Below are 12089 nucleotides of genomic sequence, written 5' to 3' on the forward strand. Positions count from 1 at the left end.
ACAGCTATCATTAGTTACAATATTTTTAAAGGATTATCGCACTAATTCATATTTCTATTCTGCAATGCCAAAAAGCAAGTTTCACAATGTGTCAATGTTTAAACCCGCATCTGTCGCAGTGCATTAAACGCCTTACCTCGCCAGTTTACTGGTAACAACGATAATCCTAAACCAGTCCAAGCTTTAGTAGTCGAAAAAGACTGTCCCGCTAAAACTAGTTCTCTGCCTTTTTGCGTTTCACCCTTTTCAATTAAACGCAACCCTAATAATAGTTGCGTTTCAGTTAAACGATTTTTCCTAACTTTCTCTAATTTCTTAGACTCAAAGTTATAACTTTCCAAATACTGAATTTTATCAAATAAATAAGGAATAGCTCGATTAATACCTTGCTGCTCTGCATGGTAGCGATATTCCATCAATAATTCTGGTAAGTAATAGCCCTTTTTTCCAGCTAAAGCCAGACGCACAAATAAATCATTATCCTCACAATTTTGCAGATTTGGCTGCATATATCCTAATTCTTGCAGTGTTTTACGGCGAAATAATGTCGCCCCCACTTGAAAGCTTTGCTGAATAAATACAACTTCCAACAAATTATTTACAACACCTACTGGTAAATTCTTTCTACCCCAGCGATGAGAATTTTCTTGAGTTTTTGTTTCATCCCGCACATTGTTAATATCAATTATCCAATGGTCTGTGCCAACAAAATCAATGCTATAGTCTTGAGCAAGAATAGCTGCTGTACTTGCGAGAAAATCAGGTGTTAACCGGTCGTCATCATCAAATTTAATAAAATATTCACCACTGGCAGCATCAAAGCCAGAACGCATATTATTACTTTTACCAATATTTTGCTGATGACGGATATATTTAATCCGGTTATCTGTGTACTGTGACATCAACTCAGGCGTACCATCGCTAGAACCGTCATCACAAATAATTAGCTCAAAGTCTTGCTCAGACTGATTGAGTACACTGTCAATTGCGAAAGGCAGTAAATTAACTCGATTAAACGTGGGAATGGAAACACTAACTTTAGGCATTTTTGCAAAATGAGAGTGGAGATTGCTCACAAACTAAACGCATAATGAGCAAGGCTGGGCAAAAGCTAAGTGTAAGAAATAGTTTGATTAATTTTATTCCAAAGTTTTTTGATAAATCGATTGCTTCTAGCCGCTATAGTGGGTGGCTTTAATTGCTTCGGTTTTTGCTCTGGTTGCTTCAGAAAGCGATAGTGTAAAAATTCATTTTTGTAACGAATATCAACATCTTCGCCTTTACATAAGCGGGCAAATCCAATAGCAGAATAGCCCATATAGTGAAGGCGATGAATTGGTTTTAATCCCTGTTGGTTATAAAGAACATTATCAATGTTCACAAATGGATTTGCATTAGCACAGTTGCCAGTTCTATCTTCACCATCGGGACTGAGGGTAAAATTAAATAGTGGTCGAGCAATTCTGAAAGTCATGTAACTAAATAAATCTGCGTCACACCACCAAGCAATTTCGTTAATCCATTCGACTTCCTTATCTTCTATCAATCGCTTTTTGAGTATTTTTAATTCTTCAACGTCTAAAATACCCTTTTTTGAACCAAAAAAACTAGAACAGTGGATTTCTCGTCTGATTTCAGATTCAGGCAAAGACATTTTTTGTTCTAACTTCGGCAAGTCGAAAGCTGCAACTGAAGTTTGTTTTGTGTGTTCCCAGTCATCAAACACAAAGTCGTATTGGTCTAGTTTTTCTAAAACCTTATCCAGCTTATTCATTGCCAAACTATCAGCATCATAAAATACAAATCTTTCAAACTCACCATCAAAAGCAGACATTTTTCTGATTAAATTATTTTTTTTATTCCATTCGATAGAAGGTTTATTTTTTCGGCTATCTCTTGGATAAGCGTTCCAAACTTGAATGGCAAAATCCTCCCATTTTTTGAGCGAGTTTTTATCGTCAAACAGGGTGACATTAGGTCGAGAACGTATCTCCTGCTTAACTCGTTTTAAGCGGTCATCATAGGGAATAATACAAATCGGAATATCTGGACTAACATTCACCTCAATGCTGTTTAGCAAAGCTACTAGTTGGTCAAATACCACGTCATTAGCAAGTGTGTAAATCCCAAAATTATCCATTGTAATAAATTTTTTTTATTTTTGATTTACTGAGTAAAGCCAATTCTCTGTGAAGCTGCACATCATTTTCACCGCTCCTAACCTTGCCGAACTCGCAGGAAGTGCCGCAGGTGGTGGGGTTATTTCTACACATCTTTATACAGAATTGGTCTAAGGCAAATAATACGATCGCTATTTTTTGACCTATTATTCTCAAATTTTTGAGTCATTGCTTATACAAAAAGGTACTTATTTCCAGTTGCAGATGTGACTTTAATAATTGACATTTCCCATTCCCTATTCCCCATTGTCTCTAGAGCTTGCTTTAGAGAGTTGTTTATGATAGTTTGCTAACTAGTCTTAAGTACAGTAACTCTATCAAACTACCGTACTTCCTTGAACATTATCGTTGATATAGCCGAAGGAGTGCAGATTTAAGAGTACTTAAGTACTTTAGCAAATATATGATAAGTGGAAAAGCCAATCTAGCCGATTGAGAAGTAGATACCTGATATAAACCTGAATTTTTCATTCATCCAGAGAATTTTTGCTCGACGAAGCGCCTGCTGCGATCGCACTCAACAAAATCGCCAACTTAGTTTCCTGAACTTGGCAGCGAGGATAGCACCCTACAATGAATATACGTATGCAAACTATTTACAATCGTAAAGTCAAAGGCGGAGGCTAAACGTTGGCACAATTCCAAGCAGAACCTCTGGCTTTATCAGGCTCTCAAAAAAATTGGGTCTTACTCGGTGTCGGACTTGGGGTATTCATGTCTACCCTGGATGTGGGTATCATTAATGTTGCTTTGCCCACATTGGTGCAAGCCTTTGGCACTAGTTTTCCTACCACTCAATGGGCTGTATTGAGTTACCAGTTGGTTAGTTCCGGTTTAGTTTTGGGAGCAACGCGCTTGGGGGATATGTGGGGCAAGAAGTCCTTATACCAGGGGGGACTTGTTCTGTTTACTTTCAGTTCGCTGTTGTGTGGCTTTGCACCTAGTATCGAGTGGTTGATCGCCTTTCGGGCACTTCAAGGACTAGGGGCTGTGTTCATTTCTGGGCTTGGTTTGGCAATTATCACAGAAGTTTTTCCCTCTTCCGAACGAGGTCGGGCTGTTGGCATCATCGGTAGTGTAGTGTCACTGGGAATTGCTTTTGGCCCCTCTGCTGGCGGATTGCTTTTAAGCTGGTCAGGCTGGCATAGTATATTCTTCATCAATGTACCGCTGGGGATCGTAGCTAGTTTCTTAATAGCTCGCGTGGTGCCACCTTCTGCACGCATTCAGGGCAAACAGAAATTTGACTTTTTGGGAGCCATATTGGCTTTATTGACTCTGGGTAGTTTTGGTTTAGGTATGACGCTAGGGCAAAGCCAGGGCTTTGGCAGTACCAATGCATTGGTATTATTAGCGATCGCCTCCGTAAGTTTCATTACTTTTTTGGTAGTTGAAGCGATTCTAAAGCAGCCACTACTAGAGCTAAAACTGTTTCGCAATCTTCAGTTGAGTATGGGTTTGCTAAGTGGCTGGTTAGCATTCATTGTTATTGGCGGTTCGCTACTCATCGTCCCTTTCTTTCTAGAGAGCGTCAAGCATTATCCGACAGTAAAAGTAGGACTGTTACTAGCCGTATCACCTGTACTGAGTGGGTTAATTGCCCCATTAGCTGGAATACTTTCAGACCGCTTTGGCGCTCGACTAATCAGTTCAATTGGGCTGGGGTTGATGATTGGCGGCTGTCTGGGGATTAGCACCTTTGATGCTCAAATTACTGAGCTAGGCTATGTATCGCGCTATTTTATTTACGGCATTGGTCTGGGTTTATTCCAATCGCCCAATAACAGCACTGTTATGGGATCAGTACCGAGGGAACGGCTAGGAATTGCTTCTGGGCTTTTGTCTTTGTCACGTACATCAGGGAACACTGTAGGAGTTTCTCTAATTGGGGCAGTATTTGGAGCCTTAATCGCTAGTATGTCTGCGGGTGCAGATGTCTCTGTTGCCCCTCCTGATGCGATCGTTGCAGGGTTCCAAGGAACTTTTCGCTTTGCAGCCCTAATACTGTGTGGGGCGGCTGTTGCATCTGTTTTGAGGATCGGTAAGAGGCTGGGAGCAGGGGAGCAGAGCAGCAGGGGAGCAGGGAAAGAATAATTAATGCTCAATGCCCTTCAGGAGTGCTGAGTGCTGAGTCCTGAGTGGGGAATCTCACTTATTTACTCGCTTGCCGAGGAACTCGAAACGGGCTAAACGCCCCGCTGACGCTAACGGAACTGTTTTGCCCAATGCCCAATTATCAATTACTAAGGAGTTAAATAAATGACAGGTAAATTAAAAGGGAAAGTAGCAATTATCACTGGCGCTTCTGCGGGAATTGGAGAAGCAACTGCGATCGCCTTAGCAGCAGAAGGAGCAACAGTAGTACTCGCTGCTAGACGGGGCGATCGCATTCAGGCGTTAGCAGAACGCATCGAAGCTAGTGGTGGCAAGGCATTGCCTATTGTCACTGATGTGACTGATGAAACCCAGGTAAATAACTTGGTGGCAAAGGCAAATGCAGAATTGGGAAGAGTCGATATCCTCGTTAACAATGCCGGGATTGCCTTACTCGGCACTATTGAAGCTGGAAATAGCTCAGACTGGCGGCGATCGTTTGACCTCAACGTATTAGGACTTTTATATGCTACTCATGCGGTTTTACCTCTCTTGAAGGCGCAAAAATCGGGGCATATAGTCAATATTTCCTCAGTAGCAGGCCGGACAGCGCGGGCGGGCATCGGTGTTTACAATGCTACCAAATGGGGTGTTAATGCCCTCTCGGAAGCATTGCGTCAAGAAGTCCATAAAGACAACATCCGCGTCACGATAATCGAACCTGGTTTGGTGGATACGGAAATTGACAACCAAATTACCGATCCCGTTGCCAAACAACGGATTCAAGAACGACGCAATTCAATTCAACCCCTGCAAAGTGAAGATATTGCAGCTGCGATCGTTTACGCTCTTACGCAGCCGCCGCGCGTTAATGTCAACGAAATCCTCATCCGACCAACGGGACAAGAACATTAAAATAATTCGTAATTCGTAGTTCGTAATTCAAGCATTAAGCGTAGGTTGGGTTGAACAACGCGAGACCCAACACCCAGGTGAATATTGGGTCTCATCCTTAGACCCAACCTAAAAAATTTATTGCACAATTTTAGGGATTGATCGAGGGATCGCCATTTTGATTTTTCGTATGTTGGACGCTCAGGCTATGACCTAGAAATTTACTACTAGAAATTTACTAAATTTTAGAAAGAATCGCTTGGGCGGCGGCTTCGTCGGTAATCAATCCTGTAATTAACTTGCCATGCAGAGCAGCCAAAATCGCCTCTGCCTTTCTCACACCGCCTGCTACACCAATAATCAGTCGATGAGCCGGTTGTTCGAGAGCTACACTGGCAACCCGACTGTTTGTCCCTTGTTGTAGTAATACTCCGCGATCGCTGTAAGCCCAACCTGCAATTTCTCCTACTGCTCCCAGTTCAATCAATTCAGCTACCTCATCGTCATTGATGAAGCCGTCTTGATGTAACGGAGCATTCCAGGCAATGTGACTAATTCCGACAAAGGTTGCTTTGGCTTGCTCTGCAAGAGTTTTGACGGCGATAAACGATCGCTGAGTCTGCAAGAGTTCTCGTTCTTCAATGCTAGTGGCGACAACCGGAGTCGGCACTGGGTAAGCTTGGGAACCGACGCGATCGGATAAATGCATGACCACTTCGTGGCGACCTGCACGCCCCGAGTGGGACATATTGCCAATAATTGACACAATCTTATGCTGGGGTTGGTTCATTGAGGGTATCTGCTCTACCATTGTTCGCAATGTGCGACCTGATGACAACGCCAGTATGGTTGGGGTTTTAGCCATCAGGTAAGCCTCTAGGTGAGTGGCAGCACATACACTTATTCCGTATAATGTATCACCACTACCTGCGTCAGTTGGTACTACTTCACAAAGTGACAGAGCAAAGCGATCGCGTAACGACTCAGCCAGAGCAATGCATTCACTTAGGGGATGATCGAGTCGAAATTTAATCAATTTTTCACTGACTGCCAGTGCCACTAAGCGTTGTGCAGCTTGCCGGGACACATTGAGCTTGGCGGCAATTTCTTCTTGGGTATTGCCGGCGATGTAATAGAGCCAAGCAGCATGAGCAGCCAGGTCTAATTTGCGATCGCGCCGCTCCAAAAACGGTTGTTCCATCTACTACCTGCAAAAACTATGTATCTGTCAAAGTATGATTCCATTTTTTAGATAATCTGCCCAAGGATATAATCTTTGCTCAATTATTTTTAAATTTCTATTATCCCCCAGTAACCTCCAAGTTAAAGCCAGTAATGTAGCTTGCCTCTTCGCTCATCAAAAATGCAACCCCATTCGCCACTTCTGACAAACTTCCTAAACGCCGCATTGGCACAGAATTGATCATCTGTTGCTCAACTACCTTGGGATCGGCATCAAAGTATTGCGATCGCACTGCTGCTTGCAATTCGGTTTGCCGCGTCCACATAAAACCAGGGCCGATCAGCGCAGGCGAGAGCGCATTCACGCGAATGCCGTAGGGAGCCAAGTCTTTTGCTGCCGTTTGAGTAATACCAATGACAGCAAACTTAGAAGCGGCGTAAGCCAACATATTTGGCGGCCCAACCACGCCTGCATAACTCGCCATGTTGACGATCGCACCTCCACCCGCATCGCGTAGTTGCTGTGCAGCCGCCTTAAGAATGTGGAAAACGCCGACAACGTTAATGTTGATCACCTTTTGAAAGTCGTCTTCAGGATATTCGTCAGTCTTGGCAAACACTCCTTGATAACCTGCATTATTAAATACATAGTCAATTCGCCCAAGCTGCTTTACAGCGCCAGTAAAAGCTTTGGCAACATCATCACTAGATGTAACATCACAACGAAACGTGGCAATTGGAACGTTGTAACCTTTTAGTTCCCTAGCCACATCTGCCATCTTCGGTTCATTCAAATCTAGCAGGACTATTCCTGCGCCATTAGCAGCAAAACGGTGTGCAGTTGCTTTGCCAATATCTCCTGCACCACCAGTAATTAGGATCGTCTTACCTGCAAACTGATAAGTTGCTTTTGCCGTCATAGATTTAACCTCTTATTGAAGAATTGTTGCAAATGGTCGTGATGGAAATCAGATTGGTATGATTTATATTATTGAGCTTTTGCCCAAAACTAGAGCATAAAATCAAAAATTTATTTCGTTCGGTTTTTTACTTTAAAGGACTTATGCGATGCGTATTCGCCGCTTCGCTAAAGTGCTGGCTGCATTTCTCACTGGAGTGATGCTGGTGCATCTGCTATATGCTTGTTCTACCCCGCTCCCAAGCCGCAGATAAAACTAGACTAACGCGATTAGGCAAAGAAACCTTTCTCTACATCAAAATTGCGGGTGGCGAAACCATAGTTATGCAAACAGACGGAGATAATCCAGCCAAAATGCACGATTACGTTCCTATTTACATTAACGGTGAGCTTTGCCATCTGTTCGATCGCGACGGTGAAGCCATTCCCAAAGTTCATCGTCACCACTTAACCCAGAATGAATCCCATGAACAGCAATATCAGCACAGACTCAGCAATCAAGCTGAATGAAGCATCTCTGTCTCGTTTAGGAAATAACGTTCGCATACCTAATTACGATCGCCATCAAATTACTAACGGCATTGTCCATATCGGTGTTGGTGGGTTCCATCGCGCACATCAGGCATTATATCTGGATAATTACTTTCATCAAAATCCCGATAGTGAATGGGGAATCTGCGGGGTTGGACTACTGGAATTCGACAAACGAATGCGGGATGCACTGAATTCACAAGATTGTTTATATACCTTAGTTGAAAGATCCCCAGAAGGCGATCGCGCTCGTGTTATTGGAGCAATTACAAAATATTTGTTTGCCCCAGATAACCGCCAAGCAGTAATTGACACCTTAGCAGATCCTAAATGCCGCATCGTTACCCTCACCATTACCGAAGGAGGCTATTACTATATTGAAGGTAGCGGTGAATTTGATGCGAATCACCAGACTATCCAGTACGATTTGCAGCATCCCGATCAGCCAATTGGAGTATATGGCTTTTTGACAGCAGCCCTCGATCGCCGCCGTCAACAAGGAATAGCACCGTTTACCGTGTTGTCCTGCGACAATCTCCAAGGTAACGGTAACATTGTCCGCAAAATGTTAACTGCATTTGCCGAAATGCAGAACCCGGAATTGGGAAGTTGGGTTGCCGAACAGGTAGCCTTTCCTAACTGCATGGTCGATCGCATTACCCCCGCTACAACCCCAGCAGATATCAAAATGGTGGCGGAACAGTTTAATATCGATGATGCTTTTCCAGTTGTTGCCGAACCGTTTCTTCAGTGGGTAGTCGAAGACAATTTCAGCGCAGGTAGACCTGATTGGAAATCCGTTGGCGTGCAGATGACCAGCGATGTTCATCCCTATGAAATGATGAAAATCCGGCTACTCAACGCCAGTCACCTGTTAATTGGCTATTTCGGCTCCTTGACAGGTTACACCTACGTTCATGAGGTGATGGCTGATCCATTAATTCGGCAAGCCGTCGATAATTTGATGGCAGAAGTCACGCCGACACTGCAATCTGTGCCGGGAATTGATTTAGACGATTATAAAAAGACCTTAATTGAACGCTTTGCCAATCCTAAGATTCGCGACCAACTGCCGCGTCTTTGCCTCAATAGCTCCGCCAAAATGCCAAAATTTGTTTTAGGCTCAGTTCGTGACGCGCTACGCAAACGTGCGGCGATTGATTACATGAGCTTAACGGTTGCTACTTGGTTCCGTTACCTGAATGGACTTGATGACCAAGGTAACGCCATTCCCATTGATGACCCAATAGCAGGTACTTTAACTCAACTAGCTCATTCTAGTGGTTCCGATGCCAAACCATTGCTCAACCTGACTGAGATTTTTGGCGATTTATCGCAGTCGCCTTTTGCCGATGCAGTTGCGAACCATTTACGCAGATTGTATGAGTTTGGAGCCAAAGAAACATTAGTCCGATTCTTAGAGAAAACTTAACCAGATGAAAACCGCGACCTTTCAAGGTGGCTCAAAATATTGGTGAAAAAATCCTTTTCTAACCTTGTGTTACAGAGAGAAAAAACTGGATTTTTAGAGTCACCTTGTAAGGGTCTAGACAGTGGTAGAATTACATCTTGTATTATTTTTGGAAAAGTTCATAAAAATTTCAACTAATGTTAATAAAAAAGAAGAGAAGAAAGTGGCTATTTATTCTACTTGCTATCAGTGTTACCTTTTGTTTACTGATTCTCTATGCTTTTATCATTGAGCCAAATCGTTTCGTCGTCACACGTCATCAACTAAATCAACAATTCGCTTCTAACAATAATAGTTTTAAAATTGTTCAAATTAGCGACCTCCATCTCAAACAATTTAACAATCGGGCACAACATATTGCCGAACAAGTTAATAAACTTAACCCAAATGTTGTACTATTTACTGGAGATTCGGTTGATAAAGTCGAACAGCTTGATGGATTTGATCGCTTTTTGTCGCTCCTTGACAACCAAACACCTAAGTATGCAATTATGGGTAATTGGGAATACTGGGCAGGTGTTGATTTAAAACGTTTGACAAAAATCTATGCCACTTATAATTGCCGCTTATTAGTTAATGAAAGCATTTTACATAACTACGGCGAGCGCTCTATATTAATCACGGGATTAGATGATTTAGTCAGCAAACCCGATTTAATCAAATCACTCCAAAGTCTTCGCCCTCAACAAAACCATTTATTACTTGCCCACTCACCAGCATATCGAGATTCATTTTCAAGTGATGAGTTAGCAAAGATAACACAATACAAACCACAATATATGTTATCAGGACATACTCATGGCGGACAATTATCATTATTTGGCTTTGCTCCTTTACGTCCGCCTGGTAGCGGACGTTATGTCAGTGGTTGGTATCGAGATGGTGTGATTGCCATGTACGTATCACGTGGACTAGGAGTTTCGGTTTTACCAGTGAGAATGGGTGTAGTCCCAGAGATTAGCTATTTTGAGTGGTTTCTGAACTAGGCTTGATTTTTTAGCGACATAGCATTATGTCAACACCTTCTACTGGACTGGCGTAGTTATAAAAATATAGAAATCAGAGTCTGGTCTTAAATATATGCAAACTGCTGTAAGATTGCCGATTTAAAATTAAGAATTTGGAGGGACAATTGACCGATATCGTAGTTGGTTTAGACTTGGGTACAGGAGGAGTACGGGCGATCGCAGTTGACCTACAAGGGCAAATTATCGCTCAAGCAACCAGAAGCTATCCCCTATTAACTCCACAACCCGGTTGGACGGAACAGAACTCATCGGATTGGGTGGAAGCGAGTTTCGATGCTCTCTTCGATGTTACTCAACAGCTAGACGGATACCAAGCGATTGCCCTCGGTTTGTCTGGACAAATGCATGGTATGGTTGCTCTCGACGCGGAGGGCAAAGCGATTAGACCGGCAATTTTGTGGAATGACCAGCGCACAGGTAAAGCTGTTGTTGAGATTGAAGCCGCTATTCCTCGTCAGGAGTTAATCCAACGCACTGGAAATCCGGCAATTACTGGCTTTCAACTGCCGAAGCTTCTATGGTTGCGGACTGAAGAACCACAAGCATACACTCGGTTGTGGCAGATTCTTTTGCCCAAAGATTATCTGGGATATGTGCTAACTGGCGAACCATTTACAGAACCATCAGATGCTTCTGGTGTCGGCTGTTTGAACTTAGCAAATCGGCAATGGGATACAGATATTCTCCATGCTCTTGATATCAATCCAGCATTGCTCCCCCCAGTCATCGAATCTACGGCGATCGCTGGACGGCTAAAATCAGAAATAGCCACCCGCGTGGGACTACCTGTGGGATTACCTGTAATCGCAGGTGGAGGTGACAATGCCGCAGCAGCCATCGGTTTGGGCATCTCATCAAGCAACCTGAGCCGGGGTAGCTTGAGTATTGGCACATCGGGAGTTATTTTTGCACCGTGTAATCGCCCAATTCCCGATCCCGAAGGTCGGGTGCATTTGTTCTGTCATGTCGATGGTGGCTATCATCTGCTGGGAGTGACGCTGGCGGCTGGTGGTTCTCTGCGTTGGTATCGAGATACATTTGCGCCGCATATATCATACACTGATTTGATGGATATGGCAGAGCGATCGCAGCCCGGTGCGCGTGGTGTTCTATTTCTACCCCACCTCGCAGGGGAACGCAGTCCTCACCTCGATCCAGATACTCGCGGTGCTTTGGTGAATCTGTCATTAGCTCATACCCAGGCAGATATCACTCGTGCTGTTTTGGAGGGGGTTGCATTTAGCTTGCGTTCAGCGTTGGAAGTCATCAGTGCGATCGCTCCCATCGAGCAACTCTTAGCAACGGGTGGAGGCGCACGTTCTCACATCTGGTTACAAATTTTGGCAGATGTTTTGCAAACAAAACTCATTGCTTCCACCGAAGAAGGAGCCGCTTACGGAGCAGCTATTTTAGCAATGGTGGGGATTGGTGTTTACCCCAATTTAAAAACTGCACTCAATATTTTACCGCAGAATAATAATATCGTACAGCCGCAGGTAAATACTTTGTATGAAGCAGGGTTTAATCGCTACAAGCTACTTTACGATACCTTGAGAGCTGTTCGTTGAGAATTAAATTATCTTTCAATTACCCTGAACTAGAAGTTGCTTTAAAGAGCTATCTAGACCATCCTGTAATTATTGCAGTTTCTTTCTGGAACTTAATCGCCAATCCTCGCTCGAAAAAGACATGGTGTTCTATTATGAAGATAATTGGAGAGAGCAAGTTATATCAAGTCTGGGTAATTAGTTATGATTCCCACAATCATTGCACCCCACCCCCAGCCCCTC

The 12089-nt window shown here is 43.5% G+C and carries 11 protein-coding genes; 7 read left to right on the forward strand and 4 right to left on the reverse strand.

Features of this window, described 5'->3' with window-relative positions; translation table 11 throughout:
- Positions 1-98: 98 nt before the first annotated feature.
- Both ACFE93_RS20905 and ACFE93_RS20910 read right to left on the reverse strand, forming a co-directional pair.
- Positions 99-1046, reverse strand: coding sequence for a glycosyltransferase family 2 protein (locus ACFE93_RS20905; RefSeq protein WP_375475824.1), 948 nt, complete (start codon positions 1044-1046; stop codon positions 99-101).
- Between the two features lie 65 nt (positions 1047-1111).
- Positions 1112-2140, reverse strand: a complete 1029-nt coding sequence (locus tag ACFE93_RS20910; protein WP_375475826.1) for an Npun_R2821/Npun_R2822 family protein — start codon at positions 2138-2140, stop codon at positions 1112-1114.
- A gap of 670 nt (positions 2141-2810) precedes the next feature.
- Between ACFE93_RS20910 and ACFE93_RS20915 the strand changes: the two genes are divergently transcribed.
- On the forward strand, positions 2811-4274 hold the full coding sequence (locus ACFE93_RS20915) for a DHA2 family efflux MFS transporter permease subunit (RefSeq protein WP_375475830.1): 1464 nt from the start codon (positions 2811-2813) through the stop codon (positions 4272-4274).
- Positions 4275-4439: 165 nt separating this feature from the next.
- Positions 4440-5189: an SDR family NAD(P)-dependent oxidoreductase gene (locus ACFE93_RS20920; protein ID WP_375475832.1), complete on the forward strand. Its 750-nt coding sequence runs from the start codon at positions 4440-4442 to the stop codon at positions 5187-5189.
- Positions 5190-5406: 217 nt separating this feature from the next.
- Here the strand turns inward: ACFE93_RS20920 and ACFE93_RS20925 are convergent, their stop codons facing one another.
- Positions 5407-6369, reverse strand: a complete 963-nt coding sequence (locus tag ACFE93_RS20925) for a sugar-binding transcriptional regulator (RefSeq protein ID WP_375475834.1) — start codon at positions 6367-6369, stop codon at positions 5407-5409.
- A gap of 100 nt (positions 6370-6469) precedes the next feature.
- Positions 6470-7270 carry an SDR family NAD(P)-dependent oxidoreductase gene (locus ACFE93_RS20930; protein WP_375475836.1) on the reverse strand — a complete coding sequence of 267 codons (801 nt, stop codon included), beginning with the start codon at positions 7268-7270 and terminating at the stop codon, positions 6470-6472.
- Between the two features lie 218 nt (positions 7271-7488).
- Between ACFE93_RS20930 and ACFE93_RS20935 the strand changes: the two genes are divergently transcribed.
- The 5 genes from ACFE93_RS20935 to ACFE93_RS20955 form a co-directional block, all read left to right on the forward strand.
- Entirely contained in the window at positions 7489-7779 is a 291-nt protein-coding gene (locus ACFE93_RS20935; RefSeq protein WP_375475838.1) for a hypothetical protein, read from the forward strand.
- Positions 7736-9232, forward strand: coding sequence for a mannitol dehydrogenase family protein (locus ACFE93_RS20940; RefSeq protein WP_375475840.1), 1497 nt, complete (start codon positions 7736-7738; stop codon positions 9230-9232). The genes ACFE93_RS20935 and ACFE93_RS20940 overlap by 44 nt, the downstream gene beginning before the upstream one ends.
- A gap of 176 nt (positions 9233-9408) precedes the next feature.
- Positions 9409-10257, forward strand: coding sequence for a metallophosphoesterase (locus tag ACFE93_RS20945; RefSeq protein ID WP_375475842.1), 849 nt, complete (start codon positions 9409-9411; stop codon positions 10255-10257).
- 146 nt (positions 10258-10403) lie between these two features.
- Positions 10404-11867 (forward strand): xylulokinase, encoded by a 1464-nt coding sequence (gene xylB, locus ACFE93_RS20950; RefSeq protein ID WP_375475844.1) that lies wholly within the window; start codon positions 10404-10406, stop codon positions 11865-11867.
- Positions 11864-12089, forward strand: a 226-nt coding sequence (locus ACFE93_RS20955; protein WP_375475846.1) for a hypothetical protein, incomplete at its 3' end; no start/stop codon positions are given. The genes xylB and ACFE93_RS20955, both read left to right, overlap by 4 nt.

The organism is uncultured Nostoc sp., assembly GCF_964247315.1.
GTDB lineage: Bacteria > Cyanobacteriota > Cyanobacteriia > Cyanobacteriales > Nostocaceae > Nostoc.